Genomic DNA, 17,506 nt, shown 5'->3' with positions numbered 1-17,506 from the left:
ATCATCCATCACCCCTCACCCCGAATAACACTCCACCTGCGCCATCTCCGCCTTCCGATACAGCATGCTCAGCGACACCTTCAGGTTTTGCGACTCCATGTGCCACTCCCACCAGAGGCCCGACGCCGTCTTGCCAGGCGCCTTGACCGCGTCGACCAGGTTGCCGTAGGAGGCGCCTTCGGTCTCGCGCTTGCACTTGAGCGGCTGAAAGGTGAGGCCGTCATTCTTCAGCGCCTGCTCGATCATCTCCCGCGTCAGGAAGAAGCCGCCCTTGCCCGCGTGGGCCGGTGACCTCCATGGAATCGAGCGCGATCGACATCCCCGTCAAGCCGATTGCGGAGCCGCGCAGGGTGATTTGCATCCAGAGTGCGACGCTGTCGCCCAGGGTGCCGAGGAAACGGCCTTCGCGAGCCTGCGTGGTGCCGGCCTTGATCAGGCCCGCATCGGCTACCGCAACGGCGGCCGGGGTGGCCCAGCGAATCGGGAGGGCGCTGCCGGTGGCCCACGGCAGGGCGGTGGTCCGAATACCGGAGTCGACGAGGAAGGCGGTGAGGACTGCGCTCAACTTCACTTTCGCTGGCGGGGTACGTTGCTGCGCCGGGAGCGCGGTCACGCCGAGCGCGAGGGCCGCAAGGACGACGTTCAGGAGGAGGCGGCGCATGAGAGCCTCGGAAGCGAAGGGGGCGACCATCCCGATGCGGGAGGCCGCCCCAAGAGTACCTCGCGATGAGCGACTCGGCTATCTGGTCTTGAACGTGAACAACCGCTCCGCGAGCGGCACGCCGTCACGGCTCCGGAAGCCGGCGCCGAAGAAGAGCATCTGATAGCTCGTGGCCGGCTGCAGCCCGACCTTCAGCGTCAGGACAGTACCCGTGCTGTCCCAGGACCGACCCACCACCTTCGGCATTGCCGCCTGACCGAGGGGGCCGTAGTTGATCGAGAGGCCGCGGCCCATTGGCCGGTCGAACCGCACCGTGATCAACGAATCGGTCGGATCGACCTCCGCGGCACCGTGGGTCGGCGTGAAGGCGACAATCTTCGGCCGGCTCGCCTCGAGCCGCGCAACGGTCGCCCTGATGTCACGTGCGGCAGCGCCGAAGACCCCTGCCAACTGCGGGACGAACTGCTCGAGTTTCTGGTAGGTCGCGCGCGATGCCTCATAGGCGGCAAGCGCCGAATCAAGGGCGCCGATCCAGAGGAAGCCAATCGACGCCTGTGCCTGGAGCTCGACCGTGGCGGCCGAGTCTCCCTGCGTGGCGCGGAGGTAACGCACGACAGCGGCGCGGACCAACGACTCGTTGACGATCGTTTCCCAGTCGCCATAGGCGCGCGCCGCCATCATCGCGCGGACCGTCGAGTCGGCCAGCAGCTGCAGTCCGGCCCCGCGAAACGCCTCGCGATGACGCGCCACCATCGGATTCACAAAGGAATGGTTGAACTCGTGAATCACCGTCGGCAGTCCACCCGCGTGCATGACCGGCAACCCGGCGCTGTCGACCCGCGACATTCCGAGGATGGCGTAGCGCTCCTCGGGGCCATTTGTCGGGAGGACGCGCGGACCGTAGTTGCCGCCGCCATTGCACATCCCGGGGACGGCCATGAAGCGCGCCGTTGGGGCCTCGCCGAAGAAGGCGGTGAACCAGGGCCACTCCACCTGCCCCCCCATGAAGCGCTGCATCCGTGCCGTGGCGCTGTCGTACAGGGCACGATGCGCTGCGAAGAACTCCGCGAACTTGCTCTCCTCGGCGAACTGCCGCAGGGCCGCTATGAACTGCCGTGCGTGGGGGCCGGCCCATCGCCGATCACTGAGTCCCTCGCCGTTCGCGCCAATGACAACACGCTCCGCGAGGGTCGGCGGATCAGTCAGGGCAATCGCCAGAAACGGTACCGCGTCGAAGCCGATGCCGTGCGTGGCCCGCATCGATGCCGCCAGCTTGAGCGCAGGGTGCTCACGAAACGGAGCAAAGTGCCGATCAATGTCGGCGGCGTACCCCGGGAGCTGACACTGGTTGTATTCCTCGGCACCGATCAGCCGGAAGGCGATTGTCGTCAACTCGATACGAGGGTCCACTCGGACCGTCGGGACCTGGGCGGGCAGGTCGGTCAGGTGCAGCAACCCGAGGAACAGCAGGGAGCGGAGTCGAATCATGGCACGGCATCCGGGCAAACAGGTCAGAAGGACAGTTCCGGAAGCTCAGACGCCGGAACTGGCGAAAGGGATGCATCAACCTGAAACGCCAACCTCCCTCTGCGGGAATCGGGGTGTCAGTAGGTCGTAGGTCGTAGGTCGTGGGTCGTAGGTCCCCCTCACCCCTCACCCCCCCTCCCCTTACCATTCACCGTTCACCGTTCACCACGAGCCCTCCCTTCCGCATGCGCCTCCCCAGCATTGGCGTCGCCGTCATCATCGAGCGTCAGGGCCGCGTCCTCCTCGGCCTGCGGCGCTCCACGTCGCATGGCGACGGCTGCTGGCAATTCCCGGGTGGGCATCTGGAGGACGGCGAGTCGGTGGAGGAATGCGCCGCACGTGAAGCATTGGAGGAGACCGGGCTCGTCATCACGGGTCCCGTGCTCGGGCCGTGGACCAACGATCGCTTCGAGGCCGAGGGGAAGCACTATGTCACGCTGTACGTGATCGCGGAGGCATCGGGCGGGGAGCCCATGGTGCTGGAGCCGACCAAGTGCGCCGAGTGGCGGTGGTACGACTGGGGGGCGCTGCCGGAGCCGCTCTTCCTGCCGATCCGGAACCTGCTGGCGGGGGGATTCCGCCATCGGGGCTAGGGGCCGCGTAGATTCGGGGGATACCCCTCCCCTTCGCTGGAGCGTCTCATGCGCCTCGCGCTTCTGGTAGCTGCCGCCGCGATCGTGTCGCCGATCTCCCTCTCGGCACAAGCGCCGAAGACCCTCACGATCACGCGGGACCTGCTGGTGCCGCCGAGCGATGCCGATCTGTCGGGCAGCGGAGTCGTCGCAGTCTCCCCGAAAGGCCAGATTCTGGTGGCCCAAATGGACGACAACCTGATCAAGGTGTTCGGCCCCGGCGGCGCGACGAGTACCATCGGCCAGAAAGGGAGCGGACCCGGCGAGTTCCAGCGAGTGACCCGGGTCGGCTTCATGGGCGACACGCTCTGGGCCCTCGACCCAGTCCTGATGCGCGTCAACATCTACGGCCCCGACTTCAAGTATGTCCGGACCTTCCCCCAGCCGATGTCGGCCACGAGTGGCGCCGCGAGTCGCCCGGTGAGCTACTTCATCCAGGCCGTGCTGCCGGGCGGTGACTTGCGCGCAATCGCCTCCCTCCGAGCGACGGCCCCGAAGCCGAGCTGGGCCACGGATGTCGACTCCGGCGCCACACTGCTTGTTCGCATCTCGCCGGCGGGCGAGTACAAGCGCCGCCTGCTGGTCGCCGCGCGCTCGAAGTGCCAGGTCTCGTACACCTTCAGCAAGGGGCAGTGGCACCACGATGATCCCGTTCTGCCCGGAGCGTGTGTCCACCGACTGGAACGGATCGATTGGCGTCGCGTCGGTCGACGTCGAGGAGGGTGCGGGCAAGACGAAGAGCTACCGAGTCAGCGTGGTCGATGAGCAGGGCGTCACGCGATTCGCACGATCGTTTCCGTTCACGCCTTTGACGATCAGCAAGCCCGCGATGGACAGCATGCTTGCACGGCGGAAGGAATCGCAAAAGGGAATGCCTGCTCCGATGGTGGCGGCGATGCCAAAGGTGACACCATATCCGACGTATCCGCCGATCCGCCGTGTCGTGCTCGGCCGTGACTACTCCGTCTGGCTCGAGGAGCGAATCGCAGGGCCCGAACATCGGTGGCTGGTCCTCGACCCGAAGGGTGCGACAGTTGGCGCCGTCATGCTGCCACCCGAAGTGGAGCTGCAGGTCGCGGAACTCGGCACCATCTGGGGCCTGACGAAAGACGCCGACGACGTGCAGGGCGTCGTCCGCTATCGGGTGGGGCGATGATCGCCCGGCTCGCGGTGGCGGCCTGCACCCTGGCCCTGCCACTCAGGGCCATCGCAAGCGCCCAAGGCCCTCACGATCACGCGGGACCTGCTCATTCCGCCCGAGGAGGCGGATCTCGCTTCGGTGCAGCCTGGTCGCGTTATCACCTCGCGGCCAGATCGTGGTGCCCCAGCGGAAGCAGAAGCTCCTCAAGGCCTTCGGGCCAAACGGTGGTGTCTCCACGATCGGTCGCAGCGGGGGCGGACCGGGAGAGTTCCAGAATCCGACCCGGATCGGATTCGTCGGAGACTCCCTCTGGGCCCTGGATCCGAGCCTTTCCCGGGTGAGCATCTTCGGTCCCGACTTCAAGTACGTCAGGGGATTTCCCGAGCCCTTGTCGCTGGGGCTGGGGCGAAATGACTTGCCGATCGCCTATTCCACCCAGGCCGTGTTGCCTGGAGGCGACCTCCGTGCAGTCGCGTCCTTTCGCCCCACCAGTCCCCGCCCAAGCTGGGCGGCCGGCCTGGACTCGGGCGCTGCCCTCATCGTGCGCATCGCACCAAGCGGCGAGTTCAAGACGCGGTTGCTTGCGCGGCCCCTCGACAAGTGCATCGTCGAATATCGCTACGCGAAAGGCAGCGGCACGACCGGCATTCCCTTTTGTCCTTCGCCACTTGCAACGGATTGGGACGGCGGCACAGGCGTCGCGTCGGTCGATGTCGAGGTGAGCGAGGGAAAGGCGGCGCGCTATCGTGTCACCGTGGTCGACGACCAGGGCGTGACCCGGTTCTCGCGCTCGATCGGGTACGTGCCTGTTCCGGCCACGAAGGGGCAGCAGACAGCCTGGCCGCGATCCGGGCGATGATCATCAAGGACTCGCCGCCGGCCGCGGTCGCCGCGATGCCGAATCCGAAACCCTACCCGAACTTCCCGCCGATCCGGAGGGTCATCCTCGGCCGCGACTACTCCGTCTGGCTCGAGGAGCGCACCCTCGGGCCCGGGCATCGGTGGCTGGTCCTCGATCCGAAGGGCGTGACCGTCGGCGTGGTCACCGTGCCGAGCGAAATCACGCTGCGCGCGGCCGAGCTCGGCACCATCTGGGGCACGATCACCGACGCCGACGACCTGCAGGGTGTCGTCCGCTATCGAGTGGGGCGCTAGCTTTCGCGGCGATGCCACGCCTTGCCTTCTTCACCTTCGCCATCCTCCGCGCCCCGCGGCAGCATCCCGATTCGGCATCGTTCCTTGCCGCGATCGACCCGACCAACGCAGCCGCAGAACGCGCCGAGGGATTCCTCGACCAGTCACGCGTCGACCCCGACACCGGCCGCCACAGTTGGGGCGAACCGGTGCTGCCGTCGTTCGTCGCGCCCGACGACGCGCCCCAGGTGACCCGGTCGCTCTCGCTCTGGCAGGACCTCGAGACGGTGTTCGCCTACGCCTACGGCGGCCAGCACGCTGAATCACTGCGCCAACGAAAGGCGTGGTTCCGCCCGCCGGAATGGCCATCCTACGTGGCGTGGTGGGTCGACGACGCGCACCAGCCGACCTGGGCCGAGGCGGTGGAGAGGCTGGAGCAATTGCACACGATGGGCTCGACGCCGGAAGCGTTCACCTTCAAGCAGCCGTTTGATGCGGAAGGGAGGCCGACGGAGGTGGAGCGGCATCGGGTGAAGAGGATCGTTGAGAAGAATGGTGAGGGGTGAGGGGTGAGGAGTGAGGGGACCCAGTCATCCCGAGCGACGCGAGGGACCTGCGTATTCGCGACCACGCAGATCCCTCGCGTTGTTCGGGATGACAGAACCCCTCACCCCTCACCTTCACTTCACGGCTGCGCCGCCTTCGGCCACACATTGTCCGTCACATCCCGATCGGGGAAGCGGCCGAACGGATCGAGCGTGATCTTCTCGATCGCGCGCCCACCGAAGGAGAGCACCGCGTTGAAGTTGCGACGACCGTCGAACCAGATGCTCACCGGATAGGTGACGATCGCCGTGACCGAGTCAGTCATGGTGACGCCCGGCATCGGCCGGATTGCCCTTCGGGGCGAACTGCACCTTCAGCACCACTGGTGAGGGCATTGCGCCGTCCTGGCACCGTCACCGTCGTCTTGAGTCCCGTGGTGACGACCTTCTGGATCGAGCCCTGGACTGCGTCCGTGGTGAAGAGCCACGAGTACCAGAACCAGCCGAGCTCCGGCGCGCGGTTCTTGAGCGCGTCGCTCATGAAGTTGGCGTAGTCCCACGGCGAGGGATGCTTGAAGCGCCACGCCTTGGCGTACTCGCTCATCGCCCGCTGCACCGCACTGTCACCGACCACGCCCCCAAGCATCGAGAGCATGAGCGGCGCCTTGCCGTATGCCTGGAAGGAGTACTGGGGCCCGCCGTAGTTGGCGTCCCACATCAGCGGCGCCTCGCGTTCGTCGCCGCTGGTCCGGCCATAGTTCTGGCCGGCGCCATCGAGCCGCGCGGGCTGTCCGCGGCTGTCGGCGCTCGAGAGCTGGTTCATGTACTGATTGAAGCCCTCGTCCATGAAGCCGTACCAGGTCTCGTTGACGCCCACCATCATCGGCCACCACTGGTGGCCCGTCTCGTGGTCAGCCGCACCGACACCCGAGAAGATCGTCATCGGATATTCCATGCCGCCGTCGGGGCCATCGAGCATCGTGAGAATCGGGAAGGCGTAGGGCATCCAGAGCTTCGAGTAGAACTCGAGCGCGTGCCGGTTGACTGCGCCGCCGCGCGCGTAGGCGGTGGCGTGCCCGGGGAGGTACATCCCATAGACCGGGATCGGCCCCTTGCCGGGAATCGTCGCGCGGGTCGCGTCCCAGACGAACTGGTTCGACGTCCCCAGAGCAAAGTCGCCCACGGTGTCCGCGACGAAGCGCCACGACGAGCCGATCGCCCGCGACCGTCGCCTTGCCGGCGCCGAAGTCGGCGGGCCCGACGATGATCCGGGTCGAATCGGATTCGAGCACGTGGGAGAGCCGCTCGCGGACGGCTGGCGTGAGGACCTGCTCCGGGTTCTGCAGCAGTCCGGTCGCGCCGACCACCCATCCCGCCGGGACATCGATCGTCACGTCGAAGTGGCCGAAGTTGTTGTAGAACTCGGAGGGGCCGAGATAGGGATCGGTGTCCCAGCCGCGCAGGTCGTCGTACATCGCGAGCCGCGGGTACCACTGCGCCACCTGGAAGAGCGAGTCACCCCACGAGCCCATGCGGAGGCCGCGCCCCAGCCACCAGCGGCACCCGGAAATTCCAGTCCGCTTCGATCGTCGCCGAGGCCCCGCGGCGATCGGCGTCGGGAGTCGTCATCTGGCAACGGTCTGGGTTGAGTCCGTTGACGAAGATCCGCGTCGGCGCCGGGCACCCCCTGCGCCTCGCCCGCCGGCACCACGCCCGCCGGCCGGCGGCGTCAGGTCGACGGCAGTGCCATTCACCACCAGCCGCGTCACCTTCATCCCGTCGGTGAGCGACGGCATTGCCTCGGCGCGCGGCACGTTGGGCGCGAAGATGTTCTGGTCGAGCCGGAGCACGACCTGGCGCATCGGCGTGTCGCTGGTGTTCTGGAAGGCGAGCGTCTCGGTGCCGGTCAGGATGCCGGTCGCGGGGTCGAGTCGCGCCGAGATCCGATAGTCGGTGCGGAGCTGCCAGTAGTTCGGCCCGGTCGGCCGGTCGAATCGCGCTCCGGCGGTGAAGGCACGCCGGATCATGTTGGTAAGCGGAATCTCGCGGTGGATCGGGCGAGGAGCGGCGTCTGGGCGGACATCGCCAGCGGCATCGCGCCGAACGCAAGCGCCAGCGTCGAGACACGGCGCGCAATCGGAAATCGCATGGGGCCTCCGGAGCGGGGTCATTCCCGCACTGAGATATACTCATGGCGCCGCCAAAGGTTGGGCCCATAACGACCACCCCGCTCGGCATTCGACGGATTGCGCGGTACATTCGACGACAATGCCGCGGCCTGACCCTTCGCAGCGCTCGGGCGGGCGGCGCGGCTGACCTGTTCGCCGTTCGCTGTTCGCCGTTCACCTCGGCGTCGAGGACTACTCGCGCTGGCGCTCGATCGACAACGCCAAGCTCTCGGCCGATGGCAAGTGGCTCGCCTACGGCGTCCGCTTCACCAACGTGGTGACGCCCGACGCCAAGCCGGTGCTCCACCTGAAGAACCTGACGACGAACAGCGAGATCGAGATCGCCGACGCAACGCAGCCGGTCTTCTCGGCCGACGCGAAGTGGATCGCGTATCAGGTCGAGCCACCGGCGAAGAAGCCGGCGGCGCGCGGGAGTGCGGGCGACACCGTCACGACGCCGCCAGCACCGGCGCCGATTCCAGCCCCGGTGCCGGGTGCGCCCCCGGTGGCGCCAGCCCCAGGCGCCGGCGGGCGCGCCGGCGCGGCCGCGCCGACGCTGCCCCGACGCTGGGAGTTGCGCGAACTCGCCACCGGCACCGTCCGCGTCTGGCAAGAGGTGCAGAGCGTCACCTTCTCGCCGACGTCGAGCCACTTGGTGCTGCGTCGTCGCCCGCCGACGCCAGCCGCCGGGGCAGCCCCCGCCGGTGGCGCCAACGCGGCGCGCGGCGTCGACGTGATCGTGCACGATCTGGCCACCGGCCGATCGCAGTTTCTCGGGAGCGTCGGCGAGCTGGCCTACAACAAGGGGGGCACCCAGCTCGCGTACACCGTGGATGCCGCGGTGCGCGACGGCAATGGCGTCTTCCTGCTCGACCTCGCCACCAGCCGCACCGAGCCGCTGGACAACGATTCGCTCCGCTACAGCCGGCTGACCTGGAACGATGCCGGTACCGGCCTCGCGGTGCTCAAGGGACGCGAAGTCGAGAAGATGCGGGAGCGGAACAACCGCCTCCTGGTCTTCGGCAACCTCGCGGCGACCCGCACCCCCGCCGTGCTCGACCCGGCCACGACCGCAGGCTTCCCCAAGGGCTTCGTGGTGTCGGAGCGCGCCGCGCTGGATTGGAGCGACGACGGCCAGCGTGTCTATCTCGGCATCATGCCGCAGACGCCCGCCCCGGATACCGCGAAGAAGAAGAGCACCGACTCGATTGCCGACGTCGATGTCTGGCGCACCCAGGACGAGCGCATCCAGTCGCAGCAGATGAACGAAGTGGACCGGGAGCGCAACCGCACCTTCACGCAGGCCTTTGCCCACCCGGGCCGGTACATCACCCTCACCGACTCGAGCATGCGCGAGCTCGAACTGCCCGAGGCCGGCACCTGGGCGGTCGGGAGCGATCCACGACCCTACATCTCCGACTACAAGCGCCCCGCGGCAGACTTCTACCGCGTGAACCTGCAGACGGGCGAACGCACCAAGTTCCTCACCGGCCAACTCACGGGGCCGTACGTCGAGGGCATTGCGCCCGACGGACGGACCTTCCTGTCCTGGCAGAACGGTGCCTGGCAGGGCTACGATCTCGCCGCCGGAACGATGCGCCCACTCACCGTCGGCGCGGCCCGCTTCACCAACATGGAATGGGATTACCCCGGCACGCGCCCGCCGTACGGGGTCGTCGGTTATGCCAAGGACGGCAGTGGCGCGATCATCAGCGAGCGCTTTGATCTCTGGCTGGTTCCGTTTGCGGCCGGGGTCGCGCCGAAGAACCTGACGACCGGTGTCGGCGCGGCCCGTCAGATCGTGCTGCGACCGATCCGCACCGAGCCGATCGACTCGTCGGTCGTCCGGGCCTCGCGCGCCGCCCGCGAATGGGACCTGAGCAAGCCGCTCACCCTCTCCGCTTACGGCGAGTTCACCAAGCAGGCCGGCTTCTTCCGTCTGGCCGATGGCAAGGTGCAGCAGCTTGTCTTCGACGACGCCTCCTACAGCACGCCGGTGCGTGCCGCGGGGGCCGAGCGCTTCCTCTACACCCGGCAGACCTTCCGCGACTTCCCCGACCTGCTGCTCGCCGATGGCTCGTTTGCATCACCCGCGCGCCAGACCGACATCAATCCCCAGCAGGGCGAGTACCGCTGGGGGAAGCGGGTGCTGTTCGACTACACCACCCGACGCGGCGACAAGCTGCAGGGCATCCTGGCGTTGCCGGATGACTACGTCGCGGGCCAGAAGCTCCCGATGCTGGTGACCTTCTACGAGAAGAACTCGCAGACGATGCACCGTTACCCGTCGCCGTCGTTCATCACCGGCATGGGCGGGATGCCGATCGAGGCGGTGAGCCGCGGCTATGCCACGATGCTCCCCGACGTCTTCTTCCACACCGGGACGTCGCACAGCGACATGCTCGACGCGGTCGAGGCGGCGACGAAGAAGGTGATTGCGATGGGCTACGTCGACCCGAAGCGCATCGGCGTGCACGGCCACAGCTACGGTGGCGAGGGCGCGGCGTTCATCGGGACCCGCTCCCGCCTCTTCGCAGCGGTGGGGATGGGCGCTGGCGTGACCGATCTCTTCACGGACTTCAGCCAGAGCTGGGGGTGGAGCTACCAGGTCACCGGTGGCAGCGGCGCCAACGGCAACAACTACTACATGCTCGGCCAGGGCCGCTGGGGCTTCTCGCCGTGGGACGATCCGGCGCGCTACCACTTCGAGTCGGCGATCACCCACGTGCGCGAGGTGACCGCGCCGTTCCTGATCATGCACGGCGCGGCCGACCCGACCGTCTCGTTCACCGAGGGGATGAACTTCTACAACGCGCTGCGCTTCAACGGCAAGAACGCCGTGATGCTCGCCTACCCGGGCGAGGGCCACGGGCTCAGCGGGCTGGCCAACCGGAAGGACCTGACCATCCGCTACTTCCAGTACTTTGACCACTACCTGCGCGGCACGCCGGCGCCGAAGTGGCTGACCGACGGCGTCCCCTACATCGCGAAGGAGACGCTGAAGGAACCGAAGTAACCGCGGCGCCTCCTCCGGCCTCGGCGCGCTCAACCGAGGCCGGGGAGATAGCGCTCGCGAAAGAGGCGCAAGTGATATCGACATGCCCGGGAATCATGGTGAGCGCTGCCAGCGCGGTGACGGGATTGTCGCTGGCGACGCCTCGCCCTGCCAGCCCCTGTGACGGCATTGCCCGGAGCAGCGCGATCGTCGCGTCGCGCACCGCACGCCACTCGGCCACCACGTCGGGCAGCGGGCGCTGCTGGTACTCGCCGTGCGGCATCCAGGCGTCCTGGTCGAAGCCCGGCAATGGCGCCGCGTCGCCGCGCGAGAGGCGGTGGCCCGGTAGGCGAAGACCCGCTCGGTGTCGGTCAGGTGCCCGATGACTTCCTCGGATGGTCCACTTCCCCGGGGCGTAGGCATGCCCGGCACCCGTCTCGCTGATCGGCGCCATCAGGGCGAGCAGCTCGTCGCGCTGGGCCGTCAGGATGGCGACGAGATCGCCGGCGGGGACGAGCTCGATATAGCGTTGGTAGTAGGCAGCGTAGTCGGCGGTGGTGGGGCGTTCGAGGACGGGCACGGGCATGACGGTCACTCCGAGGGTGTGAGGGAGAGGCCGTGTAATCTCTCGTCTTCCTCGCCCCGTCGCCAGCGTGCCCCGTCAGGGTCGATCCGGCGCTATGATTCGGCACCGGTGTCCCCCCCGCCCCTGCACCGGCGTTGCCTTCCACTGGCGCGGCGCCTGCCGCCCGCCGGGAGCACGGGACCGATGCGCCACCGCAGCTGGGCCGAACCTTGGAAGATCAAGGTTGTCGAGCCGATCCGCATGACCACCCGCGCCGAGCGGGAACGCCACATCCGTGACGCCGGCTACAACACCTTCCTGCTTCGCTCCGAGGACGTCTACATCGACCTCCTCACCGATTCCGGCACCAGTGCGATGTCCGATCGCCAGTGGGCCGGGATGATGATGGGAGATGAAGCCTACGCCGGCTCGCGCAACTTCTATCACCTGGAGAAGGCGGTCCGCGACACCTACGGCTACGAGGAGCTGATCCCCACGCACCAGGGGCGTGGGGCGGAGCACCTCCTCTCGAAGCTGCTGATCAAGCCGGGTGACCACGTCCCCGGCAACATGTACTTCACCACCACCCGGCTTCACCAGGAGCTGGCCGGGGCGACCTTCCACGATGTCATCATCGATGAGGCGCATGATCCCGCCTCGCCGCACCCGTTCAAGGGCGACGTCGATCTCGTCAAGCTTGACCGCCTCGTACAGGAGGTCGGCGCCGAGCGGGTCCCCTACATCTGCGTGGCCGTGACGGTGAACCTGGCCGGCGGACAGCCGGTGAGCCTTGCCAACCTGCGCGAGGTCTCGGCCTACTGCCACGCGCGCGGGATCAAGGTGATGCTCGACGCCACGCGTGCGGTGGAGAATGCGTGGTTCATCCAGCAGCGCGAGCCCGGCCTCCGCGATCGCGACCCGGCACTCGCCGCGAAGGCGCAGAACCTGGTCGTGGTCTACGAAGGACTCCACACCTACGGCGGCCTCGCCGGGCGCGACCTCGAGGCGATGGCGATCGGCATCGGCGAATCGGTGGAAGAGGACTACATCCGCAGCCGGATCGGGCAGGTGTACTACCTGGGCGAGCGGTTGCAGGAGGCCGGCGTACCGATCGTCACGCCGATCGGCGGGCATGCGGTCTTCCTCGACGCGGCGGCAATGCTGCCGCACGTGCCGCGGAGCGAGTTCCCGGCGCAGGCGCTCGCGGCGGCGCTCTATGTCGAGGGAGGCGTGCGGGCGATGGCGCGCGGCGCCGTCTCTGCCGGGCGCGATCCGGTGACCGGCGAGAATCGCTATCCCCAGCTCGAGTTGGTCCGGCTGACCATCCCACGCCGGGTCTACACCCAGGCCCACATGGACGTGGTAACCGAGAGCGTGATCGCCCTGTACGAGGACCGGGAGCGGGTGCACGGCCTCGAGTTCTGCTACGAGCCGGAGTACCTCCGCTTCTTCCAGGCGCGTTTCGAACCGGTGGGGGCGCCGAAGGTGCTCGATGCCTCGCGGGGCACCGGCAACGAACTTGAACCGGGCTTCGTGCTGCCGTCGGCCCACTGACTGCAGGTGGGACGCTATCTTCCGTGCTCCCGCCGGTTCAGGAGCACGCCATGACCGCCCGCCGCTCGCTCGTCCTGTTGGTCCCGCTGTTCGTGTTGGTGGCCATCGCGTGGCCGTCCTTCAGCACCACGCTGTCCGACTGGTGGTGGTTCAAGGAAGTGGGCTACGAGGTGATCTTCACCAAGGAGATCGTCGCGCGCCTGGCGCTCTTCCTCGTGGTGGGCGGCCTCACCACGGCCATCGTCTATGGCAGCCTGCGGGTGGTGCGCCGCGGCCTCCATCCGCTCCCGTTCGCGGTGCAGCTCGGACCGAACTTCCCGCCGATCAACCTGTCGGCCCTCCTCCGGCGCGTGTCGCTCCCCCTGGCCCTCTTCCTCGGCTTCCTCTTCGGCAGCAGCGGCGCGTCGGCCTGGGAGACGGCCCTGCTGGCGCTCAACCGGACGCCGTTCGGCAGCGTCGATCCGGTCTTCCAGCGCGACATCTCCTATTACGTCTTCCTGCTCCCCGCCATCAGCGGGGTCCTGTCGATCCTGGTCGGCCTGACGATCGTCACGCTGTTGCTGCTCTTCCCTGCCTACCTGCTTCGCGGCGACATCACCTTAGCGCCGCCACGCGCGGTCGGGATGCGGGTCGAGGCATCACGCCACGTCGGAACGGTGCTCGGGATGCTCTTCGTGCTCTGGGCGCTGCAGCTCTGGTTCGTCGACGCGCCGGGGCTGCTCTACTCCACCACCGGCCCGCTGGTCGGCGCCAGCTACACCGATTTGCACGCGTCGCTCCCGGCAATTCGCCTGGCCGCCGCCTGATCCGGGTGCTGGGCGGCTGGATGCTCCTCGCCATCGTCACCCGCGTCCTCTTTCCGCTCGCCATCCAGAAGTTGATCGTGGCGCCGACCGAACTGACCCGGGAGGCACCCTACCTGCAGTCCCACATTGCCGCGACGCGCGCGGCGTGGGGCATCGACTCGGTCGAGTCGAGTGAGCTCGCCGAGGGCGGCACGCTGTCGCTGGCCGATTTGCAGCGGAACGCCCCGACCATCGACAACGTCCGGCTCTGGGACCGGGACCCGCTGCTGCAGACCTTCGGGCAGCTACCGGTCCTCTTCATCAAGGACCTGCCACCGGCATCGAGCGTCTCGCTGAAGATCACCCGTCCGCAGATCTACTTCGGCGAGATGAACTACGACTTTGCCGTCGTCGGCACGGCGCAACGGGAATTCGACCACCCCGCCGGCGAGGACAATGTCTACGCGGCCTATGCCGGCACCGGCGGCGTGCCGATCGGCTCCTTCTGGCGGCGCCTCGTGCTGGCCTCACGCTTTCAGACCTCGAAGCTGCTGCTCTCCGGTGACATCACCAACGCCTCGCGGATCCTCTACTTGCGGAACATCAAGCAACGCGTCGAGAAGGCGCTGCCCTTCCTCTCGCTCGACCGCGACCCGTACATGGTGGTGGCCGACGATGGGCACCTGCGGTGGATTCTCGACGCCTACCGACCACCACCCGCTATCCCTATTCGCAGCGCCTGTCGAACGGCACCAACTACATGCGCAACAGCGTGAAGGTGGTCCTCGATGCGTATGACGGCTCGATGCACGCCTATGTCACGGCACCAACGGATCCGTTGATCCAGACCTGGAGTCGCATCTTCCCCGGGATCCTGCTGCCGATGGAGCAGATGCCCGCGGACATCCGCGCCCACATCCGCTACCCCGATGATCTCTATCGGATGCAGACCGCCCTGTACGCGACCTACCACATGGATTCGCCCGATGCGTTCTATCATCGCGAGGACCAGTGGGCCGTGCCGGAGATGGAGGAGGGGTCGAGTGGCGCGGTACCCTTCATGCGCCACATCGTGATGCGCTTGCCGGGGGAGGAGAAGGCGGAGTTCATCTACATGGCGCCGTTCACGCCGCGCGGGAAGGACAACCTCGCGGCATGGATGGTCGCCCGCAACGACGGCGCCGCTACGGCAAGCTCCGGGCGTACAGCTTCTCGCGGCAGAGCACCGGTCTTCGGGCCGACCCAGATCCGAGAACCGCATCAACCAGGACACCGAGGTCTCGCGCCAGGTCTCGCTCTGGGACCAGGGCGGCTCCGAGGTGATCCGCGGCGAGCTGCTCGTGATCCCGATCGAGGCGTCGCTGCTCTACGTGCAGCCGCTCTACCTGCAGGCGTCGGGGGGCAAGATCCCGGAGCTGAAGCGGGTCGTGGTGGCGTACCAGACGCAGGTGGTGATGGACGAATCGCTGGATGGCGCGCTGAACACGCTCTTCGGCGGCAGCGGGTCGCAGCGGATCACCTCGGACACGCCGGCGCCGCTGGCCGGGGCACCGGTGACCACCGCGCCACCCGCGCCGACCACAGCGGCGCTCCTCGCCGAGGCCCAGCGCCACTACCGACGCGGCGATGACCGCGCAACGCGAGGGAACTGGGCCAAGTACGGCGAGGAGATCAAGGCGTTGGGGCAGGTGTTGGCGCAGTTGCGGCGCTGATCCCGGGGTCGCGCGGGCCGATCCCGATTGCCCGCGGCGCTGATGCCGGATCGCGCAGGCCGATCCCGGACCTTCGTAGGGGCGACGCAGCGCGTCGCCCTTCCACACGGCGGGCGCCTGCGCGTCAGGGCGCGCCCCGCGTGTTGTTGCTCCGATCCGTGTCCGGCATCGCGCCGCGCGGATCGATGGTCGCGCGCGTCACCCGCTTCGTGCCCGGGACGCGGTAGGTGAAGCGCTGACCGAGGTTCCACATCTCGACCGGAAGGCGGACGGTGGAGGTGGTGCCGTCGCTGAAGGTCAGCGCCAGCTCGGCCGGCATCGTCATCGTGCCGCGGTTGCTCAGGTGGACGTTCGAGCCACCATCGGGGCGGGCCGTGATCGAGTCCACGGCCTGATCGAGGCGCGCCGTGGTGTAGACCCAATCGCGCCAGAACCAGTCGAGCTCCATCCCCGACGCGTCACGCATGATCCGGAAGAAGTCGGTCGGCGTCGGATGCTTGAAGGCCCAGGCGCGGATGTACTCGCGGAAGGCGGCCTCGAAGCGTTCGCGGCCGAGGACCTCATCGCGGAGCAGCGAGAGCATCAGCGCCGGCTTCTGGTAGCCGGTCCAGAAGAGGTCGCGCACCGACGTGGCTTGGTGATCAGCGGCTGCTCCTCCCCCGGCGTCGTGTGGAGTGCGGCCAGATGCAGCGGGTGGACCTCGATCGAGTCGCCATACGCGGTGCCGCGGAAGTAGTTGGCGCTGTTGGCGAGGTCGATGAAGGTGTTGAAGCCCTCGTCCATCCAGGGGTAAAGTCGCTCGTTCGAGCCGACGATCATCGGGAACCACTGGTGCCCGAACTCGTGCGCCAGGACCCTGCAGTTCCTCCCGGGTCGGCGAGTTCGGCACGAAGGTGAGCATCGGGTACTCCATTCCCTCGATCGGCCCCTCGACGGTCGTCGCGTGTGACCAGGGATAGCGATACCACTTCTCGCTGAAATGCTTGATCGCCTCGCGCGACATCCGGTTCGCCTCGGTCCACGCCTCGGCGCGCGGCCGATAGAGCGTCTCGATCAGGATGCCGTCGTAGCCACTGGCATCCCAGCGGAAGTCGGGGCCGGAGACGAAGGCAAAATCGCGCACGTTCTTCGCGCTGAAGCGCCAGGTCAGCGTGCCCTGGGCCGTCGGCCGCGTCGCCGCCGGATTGCCCGCCTCGGTCCGGGTCACGATCGCGATCGCCGTATCGGAGCGCCTGGCCAGCGCGAGCCTGGCCCGCTGGGTGGCGGTGAGCACCTGCAACGGATTCAGGAGATCGCCGGTCGCCGCGACGAGGTGCGTCGCCGGCACCGTGAGGGAGACGTCGAAGTTGCCGTATTCGAGGTAAAACTCCCCGGCGCCGATGTAGGGTTCGTGATTCCAACCGCGCACGTCATCGTACACCACCATCCGCGGATACCACTGGGCGATCTCGTAGAGCGCGCCATCGTGCCCCATGCGGCCGGCACCTTGGGTCGGCACCTTGAAGCGCCATACCGCCTCGAGATCGAGCGAATCCCCCGGGGCGAGCGGCTTGGGCAGCTCGACTCGCATCGTGGTGCCAGACCGACTCCGGTTCACCTCCTTGCCCCGCAGCGTCATCGTCTCGAGGCGCCCGCCGCCTGCAAAGCCCTGGCAGGAGAAATCGAAGGTGGAGCCGAGGAAGACCAGGGGAGGCTGATTGAGGAGATTGGTGACACTGGCAGGGTCGCAGATGTTCTGCTCGACGAAGAGCCAGAGATAGGGCAGCGCATCGGGGGAGTGGTTGACGTAGTGGATCGTCTCGCGGCCGCTGATCTCGTTCGCGACCGGGTCCAGCGTCGCCCGAATGCGGTAGTCCACCCGCTGCTGCCAGTACCGCGGCCCCGGCCGCCCCGACCCGCCGCGATACTCGTTCGGCGCCGGCAGGTTCAGCGGTCGGAAGGGGGAGGAGTCGGCCACCGCGAGGCCGGACTGGGCCACCAGCGGCGCGGCGGCGGCGAGCAGCAGCGCGGCCGAAAGCGAGAGGGAACGCATGCGGAAGCTCCACGACGATGAGGGACTCCGAGAAGAGGAGGCAAAGGATAGCTGG

The 17,506-nt window shown here is 67.7% G+C and carries 18 protein-coding genes; 11 read left to right on the top strand and 7 right to left on the bottom strand.

Annotated elements, in window-relative coordinates; genetic code table 11:
• Window positions 1-15: 15 nt before the first annotated feature.
• The 3 genes from IPP98_04710 to IPP98_04700 all read right to left on the bottom strand — a co-directional run bounded on the left by IPP98_04710 (window position 16) and on the right by IPP98_04700 (window position 2,149).
• Window positions 16-246: a hypothetical protein gene (locus tag IPP98_04710; GenBank protein ID MBL0178413.1), complete on the bottom strand. Its 231-nt coding sequence runs from the start codon at window positions 244-246 to the stop codon at window positions 16-18.
• Window positions 221-661, bottom strand: a complete 441-nt coding sequence (locus IPP98_04705) for a hypothetical protein (protein MBL0178412.1) — start codon at window positions 659-661, stop codon at window positions 221-223. The genes IPP98_04710 and IPP98_04705 overlap by 26 nt, the downstream gene beginning before the upstream one ends.
• Window positions 662-739: 78 nt before the next feature.
• A complete protein-coding gene (locus tag IPP98_04700; protein ID MBL0178411.1) occupies window positions 740-2,149 on the bottom strand; it encodes a DUF4932 domain-containing protein in 1,410 nt (469 codons plus the stop codon).
• 224 nt (window positions 2,150-2,373) lie between these two features.
• On the opposite strand from IPP98_04700, the gene IPP98_04695 reads away from it, so the two are divergent.
• The 6 genes from IPP98_04695 (at window position 2,374) to IPP98_04670 (ending at window position 5,661) form a co-directional block, all read left to right on the top strand.
• A complete protein-coding gene (locus IPP98_04695; GenBank protein MBL0178410.1) occupies window positions 2,374-2,781 on the top strand; it encodes an NUDIX domain-containing protein in 408 nt (135 codons plus the stop codon).
• A 48-nt stretch (window positions 2,782-2,829) separates the two neighbouring features.
• Complete coding sequence (locus tag IPP98_04690) at window positions 2,830-3,585, top strand: hypothetical protein (GenBank protein MBL0178409.1); 756 nt, start codon at window positions 2,830-2,832, stop codon at window positions 3,583-3,585.
• A gap of 106 nt (window positions 3,586-3,691) precedes the next feature.
• Window positions 3,692-3,976: a hypothetical protein gene (locus IPP98_04685; GenBank protein ID MBL0178408.1), complete on the top strand. Its 285-nt coding sequence runs from the start codon at window positions 3,692-3,694 to the stop codon at window positions 3,974-3,976.
• A 322-nt stretch (window positions 3,977-4,298) separates the two neighbouring features.
• The gene (locus IPP98_04680) at window positions 4,299-4,820 is read left to right on the top strand and encodes a hypothetical protein (GenBank protein MBL0178407.1); all 522 of its coding nucleotides are present in this window, start codon (window positions 4,299-4,301) and stop codon (window positions 4,818-4,820) included.
• Window positions 4,817-5,116, top strand: coding sequence for a hypothetical protein (locus IPP98_04675; protein MBL0178406.1), 300 nt, complete (start codon window positions 4,817-4,819; stop codon window positions 5,114-5,116). Before IPP98_04680 ends, IPP98_04675 begins: the two co-directional genes overlap by 4 nt.
• 11 nt (window positions 5,117-5,127) lie before the next feature.
• Window positions 5,128-5,661: a DUF3291 domain-containing protein gene (locus IPP98_04670; protein ID MBL0178405.1), complete on the top strand. Its 534-nt coding sequence runs from the start codon at window positions 5,128-5,130 to the stop codon at window positions 5,659-5,661.
• A 119-nt stretch (window positions 5,662-5,780) separates the two neighbouring features.
• Here the strand turns inward: IPP98_04670 and IPP98_04665 are convergent, their stop codons facing one another.
• The 3 genes from IPP98_04665 to IPP98_04655 form a co-directional block, all read right to left on the bottom strand.
• Window positions 5,781-5,966, bottom strand: a complete 186-nt coding sequence (locus tag IPP98_04665) for a hypothetical protein (GenBank protein ID MBL0178404.1) — start codon at window positions 5,964-5,966, stop codon at window positions 5,781-5,783.
• Window positions 5,963-6,823 (bottom strand): hypothetical protein, encoded by an 861-nt coding sequence (locus tag IPP98_04660; GenBank protein ID MBL0178403.1) that lies wholly within the window; start codon window positions 6,821-6,823, stop codon window positions 5,963-5,965. Before IPP98_04660 ends, IPP98_04665 begins: the two co-directional genes overlap by 4 nt.
• A gap of 442 nt (window positions 6,824-7,265) precedes the next feature.
• Window positions 7,266-7,667 carry a hypothetical protein gene (locus IPP98_04655; GenBank protein MBL0178402.1) on the bottom strand — a complete coding sequence of 134 codons (402 nt, stop codon included), beginning with the start codon at window positions 7,665-7,667 and terminating at the stop codon, window positions 7,266-7,268.
• Window positions 7,668-8,082: 415 nt separating this feature from the next.
• Between IPP98_04655 and IPP98_04650 the strand changes: the two genes are divergently transcribed.
• The 5 genes from IPP98_04650 to IPP98_04630 all read left to right on the top strand — a co-directional run bounded on the left by IPP98_04650 (window position 8,083) and on the right by IPP98_04630 (window position 15,337).
• A complete protein-coding gene (locus tag IPP98_04650) occupies window positions 8,083-10,824 on the top strand; it encodes a S9 family peptidase (GenBank protein MBL0178401.1) in 2,742 nt (913 codons plus the stop codon).
• A gap of 748 nt (window positions 10,825-11,572) precedes the next feature.
• Window positions 11,573-12,922: a tryptophanase gene (locus IPP98_04645; GenBank protein MBL0178400.1), complete on the top strand. Its 1,350-nt coding sequence runs from the start codon at window positions 11,573-11,575 to the stop codon at window positions 12,920-12,922.
• Window positions 12,923-12,972: 50 nt separating this feature from the next.
• On the top strand, window positions 12,973-13,728 hold the full coding sequence (locus IPP98_04640) for a UPF0182 family protein (protein MBL0178399.1): 756 nt from the start codon (window positions 12,973-12,975) through the stop codon (window positions 13,726-13,728).
• A 5-nt stretch (window positions 13,729-13,733) separates the two neighbouring features.
• Window positions 13,734-14,483: a UPF0182 family protein gene (locus IPP98_04635; GenBank protein MBL0178398.1), complete on the top strand. Its 750-nt coding sequence runs from the start codon at window positions 13,734-13,736 to the stop codon at window positions 14,481-14,483.
• A complete protein-coding gene (locus tag IPP98_04630) occupies window positions 14,396-15,337 on the top strand; it encodes a UPF0182 family protein (protein ID MBL0178397.1) in 942 nt (313 codons plus the stop codon). Before IPP98_04635 ends, IPP98_04630 begins: the two co-directional genes overlap by 88 nt.
• A gap of 206 nt (window positions 15,338-15,543) precedes the next feature.
• On the opposite strand, the gene IPP98_04625 is transcribed toward IPP98_04630, so the two are convergent.
• Window positions 15,544-17,451 (bottom strand): M1 family metallopeptidase, encoded by a 1,908-nt coding sequence (locus tag IPP98_04625; protein MBL0178396.1) that lies wholly within the window; start codon window positions 17,449-17,451, stop codon window positions 15,544-15,546.
• Window positions 17,452-17,506: the final 55 nt, after the last annotated feature.

The organism is Gemmatimonadota bacterium (genome assembly GCA_016720805.1).
Taxonomy (GTDB): Bacteria; Gemmatimonadota; Gemmatimonadetes; order Gemmatimonadales; family GWC2-71-9; genus Palsa-1233.
This window is presented reverse-complemented; position numbering and strand designations above follow the sequence as displayed.